The sequence below is a fragment of the Prevotella sp. Rep29 genome (assembly GCF_019551475.1).
Taxonomy (GTDB): Bacteria; Bacteroidota; Bacteroidia; order Bacteroidales; family Bacteroidaceae; genus Prevotella.
In genome coordinates this window covers 1,321,490-1,339,079 of record NZ_CP047159.1, presented here as the reverse complement: position 1 = coordinate 1,339,079, position 17,590 = coordinate 1,321,490, and the positions used below count along the sequence as shown (strand labels likewise).

Here is a 17,590-nt window from a genome sequence, read left to right as displayed (position 1 = left end):
ATGCCGGAAGATGCCATCGTGCTGCAAAGTCCTGACAAGACCATGGAAATGAGGTTTGCACTCATTCACGGCTACCCCTATTATGAGCTGAAGTGTTCGGGTAAATACGCCGTCCTTCCTTCACGACTGGGCTTTGAACTTGCCGAGATGGACGATCTTGACACAGGATTCGTGCTGGCAGGCACTCAGACCGACACGTTTGATGAGACCTGGCAACCCGTTTGGGGAGAGGAATCCAGCATCCGGAACCATTACAACGAACTGCTCGTGCAGCTCCGTCAGCAACCCTCCGACGACCAGCACAAGAGTGCCGTGATGCATATCCGTTTCCGTCTCTACGACGACGGCTTGGGATTCCGCTATGAATTTCCTTTGGAGAACAAGCTGACCTACTTCAAAATCAAGGAAGAACTGACCGAATTTGCCATGACAGGCGACCATACGGCATGGTGGATTCCAGGTGATTACAGCACGCAGGAGTTCAATCCTACGGAGTCGCACTTGTCGGAAATACGCCATCTGTCGGATGCTCCGAGAAAGCGTGGCGGATGGCCTCACCAGGGCTTCTCGCCTACTGGTGTTCAGACAGCCCTGCAGATGAAGACGGCAGACGGACTTTACATCAACATCCACGAGGCAGCCGTCTTGGATTATCCGACGACCAACCTCAATCTTAACGACCGCACTTTCGTCTTCCGCACATGGCTCACTCCTGACGCGGAGGGCTTCAAGGGACGCATGCAGGCACCTTGCAAGACACCTTGGCGCACGGTCATGGTATGTAAGAGCGCTACCGACGTGCTCGCATCACGACTTGTGCTCAATCTCAACGACCCCTGCAAGATTGAAGACACCTCATGGATTCATCCCGTCAAGTATATGGGCGTGTGGTGGGAAATGATTTCCGGAAAGAGCCAATGGTCATATACGAATGAATATCCTTCCGTGCAACTGGGCGTGACCGACTATGCGCACTCCAAGCCACACGGACAGCATGGAGCGAACAATGAGAATGTGCGCCGATACATTGACTTTGCCGCCGAAAACGGCTTCGATGCCATCCTCGTGGAGGGATGGAACGAAGGATGGGAAGACTGGTACGGCAAGCAGAAAGACTTCGTTTTTGACTTCATCACTCCCTACCCCGACTTCGACCTGCCCGCACTCAACAAATATGCTCACGAGAAAGGCATCCGGATCATCATGCACCACGAGACCTCTTCGTCAACCGTCAATTACGAGCGGTGGATGAAACAGGCTTACGACCTGATGAACCAATATGGGTACAACGCCGTGAAGAGCGGATATGTGGGAAAGATTATTCCTTACGGGGAATACCACTACAGCCAGCCGCTCATCAATCACTACCATTACGCCATCACCGAGGCTGCCAAACACCGCATCATGGTCAACGCACACGAGGCGGTACGCCCGACAGGTTTGTGCCGCACTTGGCCCAACATGATTGGCAACGAGAGTGCGATGGGTACAGAATTCAGGGAGACCATCAAGCCCGGACACACCACCATATTCCCATTCACGCGCCTGCAAGGAGGACCGATGGACTACACGCCGGGTATCTTCGAGCAGGACATGTCAGTCACAGCGCCGGGCTCATCGGGAAAGATGAACCACACAATATGCAATCAGCTTGGACTCTACGTCACATTCTACTCACCGCTGCAGATGGCTGCCGACCTCCCCGAGAACTACGCGCGCTTCATGGATGCCTTCCAATTCATCAAGGACGTGGCTGTTGACTGGGAGAAGACCATCTACATCGATGCCGAGCCCAACTCGCATATCATCACGGCACGCAAACCGAAACTCTCGACGCTGAACAAAGCATCGGAGAGCACCGGGACTCTGAAAGACGGCAAGAAAGGCGTGGTGAACAATGCCACGAAATTTGTCTATGCCCTGCCTGACGATGCGACCGCCAGCGACCTTGCAAAGGCAACGCCGCGCGATGTGTGGTATGTCGGTGGTGTCACGGGAAAGAACGCCCGTAACGTGTCAGTCAAGCTCGATTTCCTCAAGCCGGGCATCAAATACGAAGCCACGATTTATGCCGATGCGCCCGACGCCGATTACGAAACCAATCCGCAGGCATATACCATCACGCGGAAAACCGTTAACTCGAAAAGCGTCTTGAAACTGCGCATGGCACGTGCCGGCGGATTTGCCATCTCGCTGAGAGAGATTAAATCCAAGTAAGACATCGGGAAAAAAGACGACAGTCAACGCACCAAAAATCCGCCCCGGAATCACCAACGAAAGAGTTGCATAAACATACAGTAAGGGGCGCATAAATATACCGTTGAACTTTCGTTTTCCAAAAGTTGAACTTTTGCGCTCTAAAAGTTCAACTTTCACCTCCTAAAAGTTCAACTTTTGCAAGCCAAAAGTTGAACTTTTAGAATGGTACATGTAAAGGGTTGAAAAACAAACATTTACGAATTGACGAACAAAACCTATAGTGTTGAATAAATATTCATTCATGCGGTTCTCATTGATTGGTGCATTTGCTGTAAAAAAACAGTCATAGGATTCATAAAAAATGCTTTTTTATATTCTGATATTTTAAGGATATTTACATGAAAAAGGATGTCCATTTTTTGTTCTACCCTCATTTTTCTACCAAAAAATATTCTGAATAAGCAAATTATTATTATTTTTGCATTTGTGTTTAGTTATGAACACAAATATATTTTTGCGTTTGCTATCGTTCGGATCTGTCAGGAATGTGAGAAGTTTCTAAACAATATACACCGAAAGAAGTTAGCAGATGCCACGTTTAAGCGTGGGTCTGACTTCGGTGTATTGGCACTTCTCACAGCCTCTGGCAAAAGTTAAGACTTGCGCTTAATTTTTTTCCAACGATTACTAAATACCGGAAAGTCTCCACACATAAAGTCTGGTAAACAAATATGTACAAGGAGATAGACCAAAAAAAGTTCGCACCTATTGGCGTGGGCTGTTCGGTTTGTCAGTTGTACGCGGTTTACCAGAGCCATTGTGTCTGTCATATCGGCAGTCTTGCCATAGGTGTTTTTGAGGAAACAAAAGCACTAAAATATGGAAAAGGCACGCAAACAGCATGGACGGGTTTACACCCCCGATTATTTAGTAAAACTTATTCTTGATTTTGGAGGATATGATAACCCGAACATTTTACGAAAGCATGTCATTGACAATAGTTGTGGTGATGGTGCTTTCCTTAAAGAAATTGTACGGCGTTATTGTTTACAGTACCTTAAAGTAAAAAAGAATCTGCATGACTTAAAGCATGAATTGGAAACATTTATACATGGAGTTGAATTAGATACTTGTGAGTGTAAGTCATGCATCAGTAATCTAAACGCCATAGCAGAGATGCATGGAATTACAGATATTCAATGGGACATCATTAACGCTGACACTCTGAAGATAAACTACTTCGATGGAAAGATGGACTATGTTTTTGGAAATCCTCCGTATGTCCGTGTACATAATCTTGAAGACAATTATGAAGCAGTTAAAAAGTTTTCATTCGCAGAGAGTGGTATGACCGATTTGTTTATTGTATTTTTTGAGATTGGTTTTAACATGCTATCCGAGAATGGAACAATGTGTCTTATAACGCCAAACTCTTGGTTATGTAGTAAAGCAGGAAGTAAACTTCGGAAGTATATTAGAATATATAACAATTTGTCAGGCATAATAGATCTTGAACATTTTCAACCTTTTTCTGCAACGACATATACTCTGATTTCCAGATTTCAAAAAACAAAATCCCTTAATAAAATAGAATATTGCAATTTTGACAAAGAAATACAGACAAAAGTATTCAAACATTCTCTTTCGTTAAAAGAAATGAGTATTAGGGATAACTTCTATTTGGCAAGCAGTAAGAAGCTTAATGATTTAAGGGCAATAAAAACAGAACGTTCACATCCTTATGTATCTGTAAAAAATGGCTTTGCAACTTTAGCTGATAAAGTCTTTATTGGTGACTTTCATTTCAAGAGTGGTACAATAGACATTTTGAAAGCCTCAACTGGGAAATGGAGCAAGTGCATATATCCCTATGACTCTAATGGAAAACCCATACCATTTGATATGTTTATGCGAAATAAATCTGCATATAAACATCTGTTAGCGCATGTAGATAAATTAGCCAACAACAGAAATATAGAAAACAATAAAGGATGGTATTTGTTCGGCAGAACACAAGCATTGAATGATGTTTCAAAAAAGAAATATGCTATCAATACAATTATTAAAGACAAGGACAGCATCAAACTCGAAATAGTACCTGAAGGTAAAGGTTTGTATAGTGGATTATATATACTCACAGAAATAGAATTTGAAGAAATACAAAAGCTAATTGTTTCAGAAGATTTCATCAACTATATCAAATTGTTGAGAAACTATAAAAGCGGTGGGTATTATACATTTTCATCCAAAGATATAGAACAATACTTAAATTATAAATTAAGCAAAAAATATGGACAATCAAGACTTCCTAACAGTAGTAGGGAACTCTTTTAAGAAGTTCCTAGAAACAGGCTCACGGAGCAATGAAAAGTTAAAAATCCTGCATGGAGCAATTGCTAAAGACATGAAAGAACGATTGGGAGATCACTATCAAGTACAATCATTAGGTATTGGAAATGGCAAGGAGATGAAATTAGACGGGCGCTATATTGATAAAGCCGTTGATATTACTATCTTGCACAATTATAAGCCTATCGCAGGTATCGGCGTAAAATTCGTCATGCAAAATTACTCCCAAAACTCTAATAATTATTTTGAAAACATGTTGGGAGAAACTGCGAATATACGTTGTGCAAATATACCGTATTTCCAAATATTTATCATCCCCGACAAACTCCCATATTATAAAAATGACGGGACTTTCCAAAAGTGGGAGGAATTTACGGCTCATAATTCGGAAAAGTACCTAATGCTCTCCAAAGATGATATCCAAACGTCAATACATACCCCTACTAAAACATTATTATTTGTCGTGCATTTACCTGATATTGAAAAAAAAGTTCACGACAAACATGAATACGCACAGTATTATGAAGAACAGAAAGACTTCCAAGTGTGTGAATCTATAACTGAATATGGTGATTTTTCCTCCGCTGTCATTCATAACGATTACGAAAAATTTGCAGAGAAAGTAGTCCATTACATTCGTTTTTTATAAAGTCTTTATTTGGATGTGACAGGCAGATGGACCACCCACTATTCCGTGAACTCTACAAGCATGGCGATGTCGTTGCCGACCGACAATGCTACAAGAAAAGTGTTCCCCTGATGGTAGAGCGTAGGCATGAGTGTGTCGCCATATCTTGCTGGCACGCGATACTCCATGCGCAAATGATGGGGCTCAAATGTGTCGGGCAGTAATTCTGTTGCCATGCGGATGTAGTTGGCATTGTTCACATGTCGGTTGTAGTCGATGTCGCTGCGCTGCACCTTCACGGGTTCTGCCGCCACTCCACCCTCCTTCGGCAGGATGATGCGGCGGTCGCCATAAACCATTTCAAGCTGTGGTTCAATCTTCATGGAGGCGATGACAGGCTCCTCTACCCGCTTCAACTTGCCCGTTGCCTTATCGACGAAGGCTCCCATGCTCCACGTCTTATAGCACGGACGTCCCTCCGCATCATAGATGAACGTGTTACGGAATCCGAACATGGGTTTCATGCCATAAACGGAGGTCGTCACGGTCAGCTCCTCTTTGAAGGTGGGCACCCGTATAATCTCCACTTGTCGCGACGCCAACAGCTGCGCCATGTTTTGCTCTTCGAAATAGGCTTTTACGCATGGCTCGCTGTCTATCCACATTTCCGAACAGTCTTGCATCATCTGCAATGCGGAATAGAGCTTCAGCCGTCCTTCACTGTCACATGTACTTGTCGTTACTTTATAGTTGAGTGTGAACATTTTTTATTAAATTACTTGTATTCCACTTTTCCTGACAAATGCTATTTCGCCCCATTCACCGCCTTGGGTGTCCAGTTGCGGAAGAAGCTGAGCACTTTTTTCTTGTTATAACTCTGCCCTTCTTCCAGATAACCGGAATCCTGCGTGTGAACAACTTTGCCGTCAGCATCGAGCACGACGAAAACGGGGAAGCCGAATCGTGCGGGATTGCCGATGCGTGCCATCATTTCTTTCGCGAGCTTGGCTTTCTCCGGGTTGGCTGAGCGGCGCGGATTGTAGTTGACGTGGATATAGACGAAGTTGTCGTTGATGAGTTGCATGATTTCGTCGTCCTTTGTGATGTAATCGGCAAAGCGGAGACACCACGGGCACCAATTGCCTCCCACCTGTGCGATGACAAATTTGTCTTCAGCCTTAGCCTTTGCCAATGCCTCGTCAATCTGTGTCATGGGATTGATATTGGCATCATACACTTTCTTCAACGCTTCTTGGGCGTTTGCCATTACTGCCATCATCATGGCGAGCAATGCTACTGTCATTCTCTTTTTCATAGTCGTTTTCGTTAATAATGTGTTTGCAAAGATATGAAAAATCCCAGACAATGAGCAGATTGTCTGGGACTTTTTCGATGATATTTTATTAATATTTCGCAAATTGATATTTCTCTCTCAGTTCAGTTTTCTTTTCTTCTGACTGCGAAGTGAAATATGCTTTCCAACCTGGGCAGAAGTTGATGTGCCACCGCCAGAAGCGACCTAACACGGAGTGAGGCTTCGCATCATAGTGCGCACGAAATCTGCAGTTCTCACAGTTGTGTGCCATACTCAGTGGGAACTTAATGTTACTTGGCGGGTTCCCACTTGCAGCGAACAGGAGAGACAATGGCGCCTTCCTTCTTCAATTCGGCGAATGCCTTATCTACTTCCTTGCGGTCGGCACCCAGTGCTTTCGTCACGTCACCAGCCGAAACAGGCTTTCCTGCCTCTTTCATTGCCTTTAATACTTGTTCTTTCATAAATCTTTCTGTTTTTAAAATGTTATTGTCTCTACCAGTTCCATCATCTTGAAGAAGTCAGCCTTGGCATCCTTCAGATAATACATCACGCCGTTCTCGCCGTTCTCGCCGAGACCGAGATTCTTCAGTACGGGCATCTTGTCCACCAGCGCCTTGCCCACCTCGGGACGGTTGTCCTCCACGAGTGTGCACGCAATGCGTAGCGTCTGGCCCTTGAAGGCGCAAATCTCCGCTTTCTGATTGGCTGCAATCTGGCGGGTGGCATTAGTCTTGCCAAATGCCATGATATAGATTTTGTCCTCGAAATAGAGCATAGCTCCGTAGGGACGTACACGTGGCTGATCGCCTTCTACTGTTGCCAGATAGAATGTTCCTGCTTTCTCCAGGAAATCATATACTTTTTTTACGTTTTCCATTGTAGTCTTAGTTTTTTATACCTGTGTAAACAACCAGTTCTGAGCACCGATGCACTCAATCATATCCAGTGCGCCCTGACTCCAGTAGAGGTCTTCTTCCTCGTCAGCCAGATAAGCCTTCATGATGTCGTAAGTGGTAGGATCGTTGATAAGACTCTCGCAGCACTTGTACAGAAGGTCAACACCAGCCTTCTGGATGTCGAGGTCAGCCTTGATATAGTCAATGGGGTTGCTGATGAGTTCGCGGCTCTTCGCTCCGTCGAACTTCACCTCTCCACCGAGATCAAGAATGCGCTCAACGAATTTCTCTACCCATTCCATTTCTTCAGTGAAATGGTTGATGTACTTCTCGCCGAGTTTTGTGAAACCTTGTGATTTGAAAATCTGACCTTGCATTTTGTGAACCAATGCACCTTCAGTCAGTCCTGTTGCAAAGAACTGCAACGCTTCGATTGATTTTTTTGTGTCCATAATTTCTGAATTTGATAATTAACTTTTTACAATTAAAGGTTGATTCTAATAACCTATTTTGCTTTTGACACTGCAAAAATACGAAAAACCGACAATTCCATAAAATCTCAAACGACACAAAACTTGTCTGAAACGATACAGGTGTGAAATAAAATATGTATCTTTGTCCCGTTATGTACAATATGACAGAAGCATGGATGGTCATGCATGGAGACTTGCCTGACAAAGGTTGGAACGGAAAGATATATTGCACGGAGACTGACGCTGCAATGACTTTACGCTCCAATGAGACGCATGGCTTCATGGCAGTCTATGCGTTTACACTGGTTACAGAAGGCTGGGTGACCATTGTTTATAATGGAGAAGAGATGACCCTCCACCCCAACGACCTATATATTTATTCGCCCGGACTCGCTGTCACGATTATTGCTGCGTCCGAAAATTATCGGGGACTCTGCCTGCTGGCTGACGAGAATGTGACTATCGAATCGCCTGTCGTTCACGACCTCGTGTACATCGCTTACCTGCCAATTGTTCAACTGCACGCACCGAAACAAGCGCTGCCACACGATACAGCCTTGCAGCTTGCTGAGAAAATGCGTGAAATTATCGGATATCTTCACTCTGACCATATTTATAAAGAACAAATCCTGCACATGCTTTACGCAGTATTTCTACTTGACCTGCAGAATGCTCAAAACCAAGCTATCACACACCGGCAAGTACCCCAGCGTGTAGAAGAGATATTTATGGGATTCATTCGCTTGTTACCGCAATATTTTACCGAACACCACGACATTTCTTTCTACGCATCCTCCCTGAACATCAGTCCTGTCTATCTCTCCCGTATCGTGCGCTAGGTCACAGGAAGAACAGTGGTCGATTACATCAACCAGATGTTGCTGATGGAGGCATCGTTCCTGTTGCGTACCTCACAGCTTAGCATCAGTCAGATTGCAGACCGTTTGCATTTTGCAGACACTCCGTCGTTCAGTAAATTCTTTTCCCGACTGAAGGGCGTATCCCCCAAAACGTATCGGCAAGAAATCTGAATACGTCGCAGAAAGCTTCTTTCCTAAAATTTCCGCTCGTGCTGATAGTAGGTCTCCACGTAGTTGATGAAAGCCTGATTACAGAGACGCGTTCCTCCAGGGGTGGGGAAATTACCAGTAAAGTACCAGTCCCCCTGATGGTTGGGAATAGCTTCATGAAGACCTTCAATGGATTGGAATACCAACTCTATTGGCGTCTTCACACCTTCTGGTCGAAGCATTTCTACAATCTTTTCGTTTATCTCACTGATTGTAAAATGCTTATATAACTCCCGAACGGCATTACTAATCTCTGCGTTAGGTTTCAATAACTCCTGTTTGCAATGGTGATAGACGTCGTCTATGACGTGGTGCAGACCACGGTCTTTCAGTAGTTCAATGGCTGCACGGAACACGCAAAACTCTTCCAAACGCGGCATATCAATACCATAATAATCGGGATAGCGTATCTGCGGTGCACTGCTCACAATGACAATCTTCTTCGGGTGGAGCCTATCCAATATTTTAAGGATACTTTCCTTTAAAGTGGTTCCGCGAACAATGCTGTCATCAATCACAACCAGATTATCCACATGAGGTCTGATACTCTCATATGTAATATCATATACGTGGGATGCCAAATCATTTCTGGAATTTCCCTCTGTTATGAATGTCCTGAGCTTGATATCCTTCCATGCCACCTTCTCACACCGGATATGCTGGGAAAGTATGCGTTGCAAATCTTCATGCGTCGGCGTATGTCCTAACTGCTCAATATCGCGAATCTTCTTCTTGTTGATATAGTCCTTAAATCCTTCCAACATGCCATAGAATGCGACTTCGGAGGTGTTCGGGATGAAAGAGAACACGGTATGTTCAACATCGTTGTCAACTGTTTTTAAGATGCTTTCAACCAATTGTTCACCAAGTTTTTTCCGCTCTTTATAGATGTCTCGGTCATTTCCACGGCTGAAATAGATACGTTCAAACACACATGGGGCATCGCCACGCTGCTCTATGATTTTATCAATACTGATTGTTCCATCCTTTTTTACAATCAAGGCATGTCCCGGCTGCAGTTCCTGAACATCATCGCTGCTCAAGTCGAATGTCGTCTGCAAGACAGGACGTTCACTTGCCAACACGACGATTTCCTCGTTCTGATACCAAAACGCAGGGCGGATACCCCACGGGTCGCGCATGGAGAACATCTCGCCGCTTCCTGTAATGCCACAAACCACGTAGCCTCCATCGAAATCTGTCATTGTCGTCTTCAAGACATTACTCATGAGAACGTGCTCTTCAATGTACTCTGTGATAGCTTGATTTGTCAATCCTAATGCCTGAGCATCCCTAAAGTTCCGTTCCACTTCGCGGTCAAGCCGATGCCCCATAAATTCCAACATGATATAACTGTCGCTGTATGCTCTCGGAACCTGTCCTTGCAGAGTGAGCTTTTGGAAAATCTCATCAATGTTAGTCATGTTGAAATTGCCACATAGGCATAGGTTCTTTGCCTTCCAGTTGTTGCGGCGCAAGAAGGGATGAACGTAGGATATGCCTTGTTTCCCAGTTGTAGAATAGCGGAGGTGCCCCATATATAGTTCTCCGGCAAAGGGCAGGTGCTTTCGTGCGTATGACACGTCGGCAAGTTGCTCTGGCGAAACACCCTTGAAGTTTTTCTGAACATTGCTGAATATCTCTGTGATGGCTGACTTCCCTTCTGCCCTCTCACGAAACATGTATTCGGTTCCCGGTTCAGTCATTGACTTCACGCAGGCAAGTCCAGCACCCTCCTGTCCGCGATTATGCTCTTTCTCCATCATCAGATAGAGTTTGTTCAGCCCATACATCCATGTACCATACTTCTGCTGGTAATACTCCAATGGTTTGAGCAGCCTGATCATCGCTACTCCGCATTCATGCTTTAATGGTTCCATAAATTTATTTTTGTACAAAAAAATAGGGACGTGCTTTCATGCACATCCCTTTGATATCATGCTTGTCGTATGTTAGATAATTGCTGCATAGTGTCTGTAATCTTAGTTGCGCAAAACACTAACGAGCAATGATGCTACTGACGTTACGATTCCAATGAATGAGAACCACAAAGAAGTAGAAGCTCCCAAGTCAGCACCTTTTGTTTTAACAACACTGGGCTCAACGTAGATAATATCGTTCTGCTGGAGGTAGTAATAAGGTGAATTGAACAGGTTAGCATCTGTCATGTCAAGACGAACATGGTGTTTCTGACCACTCGCATCCTCACGGATAAGAAGAATGTTCTTACGCTTACCATGAATACCCAAGTCACCGGCTGAAGCCAATGCCTCTACGACACTCATTTGTTCTGTTGCCACAGGAATAACCTTTGACCCACCAACTTCACCGATTACCGTCACACGGAAGCTAGCCATTCGCACAGAAACAACGGGATTCTCCGTAGCTGACATGTATGGTTTCACTTTCTCGCGTATCAAATCTTGACATTCGCTTTTTGTCAAACCTTGAACATGAATCTTTCCAATTATCGGGAAGTCTATATTTCCACTATTATCGACCAAATACGTCAGCAGACTGGAACCAGTGGACAGATTTCCTGCAGTTCCTGTTGTGTTCGAAACAGAAAGGTTGAATGGCTGTGCCGCTTTGGGATCACTTGTACTAACCGTGATGGTCAGAAGGTCTTTCGGCATAATGTGTACTTCATAATGTCCTTTTGACTGTGACAAATCAACAGTATCAATGTTCTGCCAATAAGGAACCTGCTTATATGCTGTACAACCGGTAAAAGCAATAAGCACTACACTAACAATAAAGGGGATAAATAATTTTCTCATTTTATACATTTTATTTTAATCTTCTGCAAAATTAAGTCTATTTTTTTAATTTGACAAATATTTAGGAAAATAATTGCATCGAAACTGATACTTTCATGCATTTATTTTGTCAAAAGCAAAAAATAAAGTATATTTGCAATGTTATTTAGAATTATCATTCACTATTTGAAAGATACTATAATGAAACGAACCGACAAGGTACTTCTTATTTATACGGGCGGAACTATAGGTATGGGATGTAATCCTATGACAGGAGCGCTTGAACCGCTGGATTTCATCCACCTGATTGATAATGTTCCGGAATTTGCGTATCTGAAAACAGAAGTAGATACTTACCAGTTTAGCCCGCCGATAGATTCGAGCGACATGTCTCCGGAGATGTGGGTAAAGATTGTCAAACTTATTTCTGAGCGATACGATCAATATGATGGATTTGTTGTCCTTCATGGAACGGACACTATGGCATATACGGCGTCTGCCTTGTCATTTATGCTTGAAAATCTTACAAAGCCTGTGATATTGACAGGAAGTCAGTTGCCTATTGGACAACCACGCACCGACGGGAAAGAAAATCTGGTTACCAGCATAGAACTTGCCGCAGCACATCATGAGGACGGAACGGCAATGGTTCCTGAAGTGTGTATCTATTTTAGCGGAAAGCTGTTGAGAGGCAATCGGGCAACAAAGCAGAATGCTGAGATGTTCAATGCGTTCAACTCATTCAATTATCCCTGTCTGTGTGATGCCGGTGTCAATTTTGTTTTCCATGAGCACAACATCCTTAAGCCCGATTTCAGTAAACCGATGATTCCGCATCTGGAAATTGACCCGAGTGTTTTTGTATTTTCACTATTCCCGGGAATTGAAGAGAATATCGTTCGCCACATGTTGCAAATGCCTGATGTGCGTTCTGTCGTCATGCGTTCTTATGGAAGCGGCAATGCTCCTCATGCGCCGTGGTTGGTCAAGCATTTGAAAGAGGCATGTGAACGTGGCGTGGTTATCGTCAACATCAGTCAATGTATGGCAGGTACTGTGGAGATGAGCCGTTATGATGCTGGCTACCAGATGAAAGAGACTGGTATCTTGAGCGGATATGACAGCACTGCGGAATGTGCTGTTACCAAACTGATGTTCTTGCAAGCGAAATATGACAATCCGGAAATCATCAGAGAATATATGAAACGTCCACTTTGTGGGGAAATTACTATTTAATCATACATTTAAAACATTAGCATTATGAAATCACTGAAAGGAACTAAGACGGAGAAAAACCTGCAGGAAGCATTTGCAGGAGAATCCATGGCGCGTAATAAATACACTTATTATGCGTCAAAAGCAAAGAAAGACGGTTATGTACAGATTGCAGCCCTTTTCGAGGAAACGGCTAACAACGAGAAGGAACATGCAAAACTATGGTTCAAACTTTTGCAAGGCGGTAGCATAAAGACAACGACAGAGAATCTTGCAGATGCAGCTGCCGGTGAAAACTTTGAATGGACAGACATGTATGAGCGCATGGCACGTGAGGCTGACGAAGAAGGATTTCCTGAAATCGCGGCGAAATTCCGTGGCGTCGGTGCTATCGAAAAAGAACATGAGAAACGTTATCGCAAATTGTTGAAGAACATTGAAGACAAAGTCGTGTTCTCACGTGATGGCGACTGCGTTTGGCAGTGTCGCAACTGCGGACATATTGTTGTTGGCAAAAATGCTCCCGAAGTATGCCCTGTATGCGATCATCCGCAGAGTTATTTCGAACTCCATGCAGAGAACTATTGATTGCCTGGTGCTTATATGACGAAAAAAGGACGTGGTTTGCTCTTAAACCACGTCCTTTTTATTTAATTGTTATCAAGGGATAACCTTAATTTTCGTAGTGCAAGCGATATCCGTTCTATTGTTGTCAAACGGGTTGACACTAATGGGAGGCGAAGTACATTCTCAATATATCCCATTTCGTGAAGCAAGGCTTTCACACCTGCCGGGTTTCCGTCCACAAAGAGCAAATCGTATAAATCGGTAAAACGGTGATGGAGCTTGCGGGCACTTTCGTAATCGCCATCCAGTTCAAGATGCACCATGCGTGAAAATTCCTTCGGCAAGGCATTGCCTATCACCGAAATGACTCCTACCCCACCATTGGCAAGTATCTGATAGGTCAGACTGTCGTCACCGCTAAGGACATCAAACGTATCGGGCTTGTGTTTGATAATCTCATCCACTTGTTCCAACATGCCACTTGCCTCTTTTATGGCAACGATGTTTTCGCAATCATTTGCCAGTCGCACTACCGTTGCAGGGAGCATGTTTACGCCCGTACGTCCCGGCACGTTATACAACACTACAGGCAATTCTGTCGCTGCGGCAATGGTCTTGAAGTGCTGATACAATCCTTCCTGTGATGGTTTGTTGTAATATGGACAAACGCTTAATATCCCGTCAATTCCCTCCAAGTCGGTAGTTTTCAGTTCTTCAACGACAGTCGCGGTATTGTTCCCCCCCAGTCCCATCAATATGGGGATACGGCCTTTTGTCAATTCAACGACCGTGTTCTTGATGTAGTTTTTTTCTTCGGACGAAAGGCATGGAGTTTCGCCTGTCGTTGCAAGAATGCAGAAAAAATCCGCTCCATTGTCTTGCTGATAACATACCAAGCGTCGCAAGGCATTCTCGTCTATTGTTCCGTCTTTCTTGAATGGTGTAGCAAGGGCGACGCCCATTCCCTTAAAGATGTTGTTTGCCATATCTGTAGATCTTTGTTTTGCAAATATAATTGTTTTTGGGCAATGCACAAAAAAATATTGAAATAGAGTCAATATCTGACGTCTTCCAAAAAGAGTGCGTGTGCCGGCATACTTTCCCCTGCATCTGTGCGCCGTCCGCCTTCTATAACCTGGCAAAACTCTTCCAACGTGATGCGATGGCGCCCTACCTCAACAAGTGTTCCGACTATCGCGCGTACCATGTTACGAAGGAAGCGGTTTGCCGTGATGCGGAAATGATATGTCGTGTCGCCATCTTTCGACCAATAGGCTTCCGTAATACGGCAGAGGGTCGTCGCCACGTCAGAACCGCTTTTGCAGAATGCACCGAAATCCTCATATTCCATGAGTAGTTTACAGGCTTCGTTCATCAGTTCGTAATCAAGGTCGTAGTGTATCTCGAACGAATACTTATCCCGGAATGGGTCTTTGCGCGTATGTATATAATAATGGTACGTGCGCGCGAGGGCGCTGAATCGTGCATGCATATCTTCCTCTACCGGTTCCACTTGAAATACAGAGATGTCACGCGGCAACAGTCGGTTGAGCTTGTATGTCAGTTGCTCTCCGTCCAGCGGGCCCTCTATTTCGAAGTGAGCAACCATCTTTCTGGCATGTACTCCCGTATCCGTTCTTCCGGCACCTACCACCGATACTTCCTGTCGGAGTATGGTTGAAAGGGCTTTTTGCAGCTCTTCCTGAACCGTATTGGCGTTGGGTTGAACCTGCCAACCATGATAGGCAGTGCCGTCGTAAGCGAATGTGATAAAATAGCGTTGTTTCATCGTGCTACAAAGATACAAATAAACTGGCAACTGGCAAATTTTCTCTCTCCATTTAACTTGAATTGGTCATTAGATGGACTTAGTCTGCCTGTCAACAAAAAACCCTTCACGACAGGAACACTGTCATAAAGGGTTTTCTTACTGAAGTTTTGGATATATTATTTATCCAAAAGGATGTTCATCATTTCAACGGCTGCTTTAGCAACGCTGGTTCCAGGACCGAAGATTGCAGCCACACCTGCTTTATAGAGGAAGTCGTAGTCTTGTGCGGGAATCACACCACCGGCAATGACCATGATGTCTTCACGTCCAAGTTTCTTCAATTCCTCAATCAGTTGTGGAATCAACGTCTTGTGTCCAGCTGCAAGTGAAGATGCTCCGACGATGTGCACGTCGTTCTCCACAGCCTCGCGTGCTGCTTCTTCAGGAGTCTGGAACAATGGTCCCATATCCACGTCGAAACCGCAATCGGCGTAGCCGGTCGCTACTACTTTTGCACCGCGGTCATGTCCGTCCTGTCCCATCTTCGCAACGAAGATACGTGGGCGGCGACCTTCTTTCTTTGCAAATTCGTCGGTCAGCTTGCAAGCCAATTCGAATTCGTTGTCGTTTTTACTTTCTGATGAATACACGCCTGAAATTGTTCTGATTACTGCTTTGTAACGTCCTACGATTTCTTCGCAGGCATCACTGATTTCACCTAACGTACAGCGGAGTCCTGCTGCTTTAACGGCAAGTGCCAAGAGGTTGTTCTTCGATTTCTTACCCTCGTTGAACTCACGTACGCATTCTGTGATTTCTGCCAATGCAGCCTTGCATGCGGCTTCATCGCGGTTAGCGCGAAGTTCTTTGAGGCTTTCTTCCTGCTGCAGACGTACGGCTGTGTTGTCCACTTCGAGGATATCGATAGGATCTTCATGCTCGAGGCGGTATTTGTTTGTACCGACGATGGTCTGTACGCCAGAGTCAATACGTGCCTGAGTGCGGGCTGCTGCCTCTTCGATACGCATCTTTGGAAGTCCAGTCTCGATAGCTTTAGCCATACCGCCGAGCTTCTCGATTTCCTGAATGTGCTCCCACGCCTTGTGCATGAGTTCATTGGTCAGTGTCTCCACGTAGTAAGAACCTGCCCATGGGTCGATTTCCTTGCAGACTTTTGTCTCGTTCTGGATGTAAATCTGCGTGTTACGTGCGATACGTGCAGAGAAATCGGTCGGCAAAGCAATTGCTTCGTCAAGCGCATTGGTGTGCAATGACTGTGTGTGACCGAGTACGGCTGCCATTGCTTCGATACATGTACGTCCGACGTTGTTGAACGGGTCTTGCTCTGTGAGCGACCATCCTGATGTCTGTGAGTGGGTACGCAGAGCGAGTGATTTCGGGTCTTTTGCACCGAAACTCTTGACAATCTTCGCCCAGAGCAGACGTCCGGCACGCATCTTCGCAATCTCCATGAAGTGGTTCATGCCGATTGCCCAGAAGAATGAGAGGCGCGGCGCGAATTTATCGACAGGGATTCCTGCGTCAACACCCGTGCGGAGATAGTCCATACCATCGGCAAGTGTGTATGCCAACTCGATGTCTGCCGTTGCTCCTGCTTCCTGCATGTGGTAGCCGGAGATGGAGATAGAGTTGAATTTCGGCATGAACTGCGATGTATATTCGAAGATGTCAGCAATAATCTTCATTGAGAATGCTGGCGGATAGATATAGGTGTTGCGCACCATGAACTCTTTCAGAATGTCGTTCTGAATGGTTCCTGCCATCTCTTCGAGTTTGGCACCCTGCTCAAGTCCGGCGTTGATGTAGAATGCGAGTACAGGGAGTACGCCGCCGTTCATGGTCATCGACACCGACATCTTGTTCAAAGGAATACCTGCGAAGAGCACTTTCATGTTTTCAAGTGAGCAGATGGAAACGCCAGCCTTACCCACATCGCCTACCACACGTGCATTGTCCGGGTCATAGCCGCGGTGTGTGGGAAGGTCGAACGCTACGGAAAGACCTTTCTGTCCGCTGGCGAGGTTACGACGATAGAACGCGTTTGACTCTTCTGCGGTAGAGAATCCGGCATACTGACGGATAGTCCACGGACGGAAGGGGTACATCATTGAGTACGGGCCACGAAGGAAAGGAGGAATACCTGCTGCAAAGTCGAGATGTTCCATTCCCTCGAGGTCTTCTTTTGTATATACCGGACGCACGTCGATTTGCTCGGGTGTCTTCCAGTTGTTCTCTATGTGATTGTCTTTAATCCACTTAGCACCATCTTGAGCCTTGATGCCTGCATAGATGTCAATATTCTTAAATTGTTTACGCATAATTCA

16 protein-coding genes and 1 pseudogene are annotated in these 17,590 nt (G+C 45.0%); 7 read left to right on the top strand and 10 right to left on the bottom strand.

The window, feature by feature from the left end:
• From GRF55_RS05655 to GRF55_RS05645, 3 genes are all read left to right on the top strand, one after another.
• A complete protein-coding gene (locus GRF55_RS05655) occupies nt 1-2,217 on the top strand; it encodes a glycoside hydrolase family 97 protein (RefSeq protein ID WP_255563863.1) in 2,217 nt (738 codons plus the stop codon).
• Nucleotides 2,218-3,078: 861 nt separating this feature from the next.
• Nucleotides 3,079-4,533 carry an N-6 DNA methylase gene (locus GRF55_RS05650; RefSeq protein WP_220369539.1) on the top strand — a complete coding sequence of 485 codons (1,455 nt, stop codon included), beginning with the start codon at nt 3,079-3,081 and terminating at the stop codon, nt 4,531-4,533.
• Nucleotides 4,490-5,197, top strand: coding sequence for a hypothetical protein (locus GRF55_RS05645; protein ID WP_220369538.1), 708 nt, complete (start codon nt 4,490-4,492; stop codon nt 5,195-5,197). Before GRF55_RS05650 ends, GRF55_RS05645 begins: the two co-directional genes overlap by 44 nt.
• A gap of 38 nt (nt 5,198-5,235) precedes the next feature.
• Here GRF55_RS05645 and GRF55_RS05640 read toward each other — a convergent pair whose 3' ends face one another.
• From GRF55_RS05640 to GRF55_RS05620, 5 genes are all read right to left on the bottom strand, one after another.
• On the bottom strand, nt 5,236-5,940 hold the full coding sequence (locus GRF55_RS05640) for an acyl-[acyl-carrier-protein] thioesterase (protein ID WP_220369537.1): 705 nt from the start codon (nt 5,938-5,940) through the stop codon (nt 5,236-5,238).
• Nucleotides 5,941-5,981: 41 nt separating this feature from the next.
• The gene (locus GRF55_RS05635; RefSeq protein WP_220369536.1) at nt 5,982-6,491 is read right to left on the bottom strand and encodes a DUF255 domain-containing protein; all 510 of its coding nucleotides are present in this window, start codon (nt 6,489-6,491) and stop codon (nt 5,982-5,984) included.
• Nucleotides 6,492-6,781: 290 nt separating this feature from the next.
• Complete coding sequence (locus GRF55_RS05630) at nt 6,782-6,955, bottom strand: transcriptional regulator (RefSeq protein WP_220369535.1); 174 nt, start codon at nt 6,953-6,955, stop codon at nt 6,782-6,784.
• A 14-nt stretch (nt 6,956-6,969) separates the two neighbouring features.
• The gene (locus GRF55_RS05625; RefSeq protein WP_220369534.1) at nt 6,970-7,371 is read right to left on the bottom strand and encodes a pyridoxamine 5'-phosphate oxidase family protein; all 402 of its coding nucleotides are present in this window, start codon (nt 7,369-7,371) and stop codon (nt 6,970-6,972) included.
• A gap of 15 nt (nt 7,372-7,386) precedes the next feature.
• Nucleotides 7,387-7,842 (bottom strand): bacterioferritin, encoded by a 456-nt coding sequence (locus tag GRF55_RS05620; protein WP_220369533.1) that lies wholly within the window; start codon nt 7,840-7,842, stop codon nt 7,387-7,389.
• Nucleotides 7,843-8,024: 182 nt separating this feature from the next.
• Between GRF55_RS05620 and GRF55_RS05615 the strand changes: the two genes are divergently transcribed.
• Both GRF55_RS05615 and GRF55_RS05610 read left to right on the top strand, forming a co-directional pair.
• Complete coding sequence (locus GRF55_RS05615) at nt 8,025-8,702, top strand: hypothetical protein (protein WP_220369532.1); 678 nt, start codon at nt 8,025-8,027, stop codon at nt 8,700-8,702.
• Nucleotides 8,703-8,714: 12 nt separating this feature from the next.
• A pseudogene (locus GRF55_RS05610) lies at nt 8,715-8,894 on the top strand (helix-turn-helix domain-containing protein); the annotation flags it as partial.
• A gap of 23 nt (nt 8,895-8,917) precedes the next feature.
• Here the strand turns inward: GRF55_RS05610 and GRF55_RS05605 are convergent.
• Together GRF55_RS05605 and GRF55_RS05600 are read right to left on the bottom strand one after the other, a co-directional pair.
• Nucleotides 8,918-10,813, bottom strand: coding sequence for an amidophosphoribosyltransferase (locus GRF55_RS05605; protein WP_220369530.1), 1,896 nt, complete (start codon nt 10,811-10,813; stop codon nt 8,918-8,920).
• Nucleotides 10,814-10,915: 102 nt separating this feature from the next.
• Nucleotides 10,916-11,713 (bottom strand): polysaccharide biosynthesis/export family protein, encoded by a 798-nt coding sequence (locus GRF55_RS05600; RefSeq protein WP_220369529.1) that lies wholly within the window; start codon nt 11,711-11,713, stop codon nt 10,916-10,918.
• A 180-nt stretch (nt 11,714-11,893) separates the two neighbouring features.
• Between GRF55_RS05600 and GRF55_RS05595 the strand changes: the two genes are divergently transcribed.
• Both GRF55_RS05595 and rbr read left to right on the top strand, forming a co-directional pair.
• The gene (locus GRF55_RS05595) at nt 11,894-12,928 is read left to right on the top strand and encodes an asparaginase (protein WP_220369528.1); all 1,035 of its coding nucleotides are present in this window, start codon (nt 11,894-11,896) and stop codon (nt 12,926-12,928) included.
• Nucleotides 12,929-12,952: 24 nt separating this feature from the next.
• Entirely contained in the window at nt 12,953-13,495 is a 543-nt protein-coding gene (gene rbr / locus GRF55_RS05590) for a rubrerythrin (protein ID WP_220369527.1), read from the top strand.
• Between the two features lie 62 nt (nt 13,496-13,557).
• On the opposite strand, the gene dapA is transcribed toward rbr, so the two are convergent.
• The 3 genes from dapA to scpA all read right to left on the bottom strand — a co-directional run bounded on the left by dapA (nt 13,558) and on the right by scpA (nt 17,584).
• Nucleotides 13,558-14,460 carry a 4-hydroxy-tetrahydrodipicolinate synthase gene (gene dapA, locus GRF55_RS05585; protein ID WP_220369526.1) on the bottom strand — a complete coding sequence of 301 codons (903 nt, stop codon included), beginning with the start codon at nt 14,458-14,460 and terminating at the stop codon, nt 13,558-13,560.
• Nucleotides 14,461-14,528: 68 nt separating this feature from the next.
• On the bottom strand, nt 14,529-15,263 hold the full coding sequence (gene truA, locus GRF55_RS05580; RefSeq protein ID WP_220369525.1) for a tRNA pseudouridine(38-40) synthase TruA: 735 nt from the start codon (nt 15,261-15,263) through the stop codon (nt 14,529-14,531).
• A gap of 158 nt (nt 15,264-15,421) precedes the next feature.
• Entirely contained in the window at nt 15,422-17,584 is a 2,163-nt protein-coding gene (scpA, locus tag GRF55_RS05575; RefSeq protein WP_220369524.1) for a methylmalonyl-CoA mutase, read from the bottom strand.
• Nucleotides 17,585-17,590: the final 6 nt, after the last annotated feature.

Coding starts and splice junctions, on each gene's coding strand:
- GRF55_RS05650 (WP_220369539.1), top strand. CDS start 3,079: ATGGAAAAGGCACGCAAACAGCATGGACGGGTTTACACCCCCGATTAT.
- GRF55_RS05655 (WP_255563863.1), top strand. CDS start 1: ATGCCGGAAGATGCCATCGTGCTGCAAAGTCCTGACAAGACCATGGAA.
- truA (WP_220369525.1), bottom strand. CDS start 15,263: ATGAAACAACGCTATTTTATCACATTCGCTTACGACGGCACTGCCTAT.
- scpA (WP_220369524.1), bottom strand. CDS start 17,584: ATGCGTAAACAATTTAAGAATATTGACATCTATGCAGGCATCAAGGCT.
- GRF55_RS05595 (WP_220369528.1), top strand. CDS start 11,894: ATGAAACGAACCGACAAGGTACTTCTTATTTATACGGGCGGAACTATA.
- GRF55_RS05615 (WP_220369532.1), top strand. CDS start 8,025: ATGACAGAAGCATGGATGGTCATGCATGGAGACTTGCCTGACAAAGGT.
- rbr (WP_220369527.1), top strand. CDS start 12,953: ATGAAATCACTGAAAGGAACTAAGACGGAGAAAAACCTGCAGGAAGCA.
- GRF55_RS05600 (WP_220369529.1), bottom strand. CDS start 11,713: ATGAGAAAATTATTTATCCCCTTTATTGTTAGTGTAGTGCTTATTGCT.
- GRF55_RS05630 (WP_220369535.1), bottom strand. CDS start 6,955: ATGAAAGAACAAGTATTAAAGGCAATGAAAGAGGCAGGAAAGCCTGTT.
- GRF55_RS05640 (WP_220369537.1), bottom strand. CDS start 5,940: ATGTTCACACTCAACTATAAAGTAACGACAAGTACATGTGACAGTGAA.
- GRF55_RS05620 (WP_220369533.1), bottom strand. CDS start 7,842: ATGGACACAAAAAAATCAATCGAAGCGTTGCAGTTCTTTGCAACAGGA.
- GRF55_RS05625 (WP_220369534.1), bottom strand. CDS start 7,371: ATGGAAAACGTAAAAAAAGTATATGATTTCCTGGAGAAAGCAGGAACA.
- GRF55_RS05605 (WP_220369530.1), bottom strand. CDS start 10,813: ATGGAACCATTAAAGCATGAATGCGGAGTAGCGATGATCAGGCTGCTC.
- dapA (WP_220369526.1), bottom strand. CDS start 14,460: ATGGCAAACAACATCTTTAAGGGAATGGGCGTCGCCCTTGCTACACCA.
- GRF55_RS05645 (WP_220369538.1), top strand. CDS start 4,490: ATGGACAATCAAGACTTCCTAACAGTAGTAGGGAACTCTTTTAAGAAG.
- GRF55_RS05635 (WP_220369536.1), bottom strand. CDS start 6,491: ATGAAAAAGAGAATGACAGTAGCATTGCTCGCCATGATGATGGCAGTA.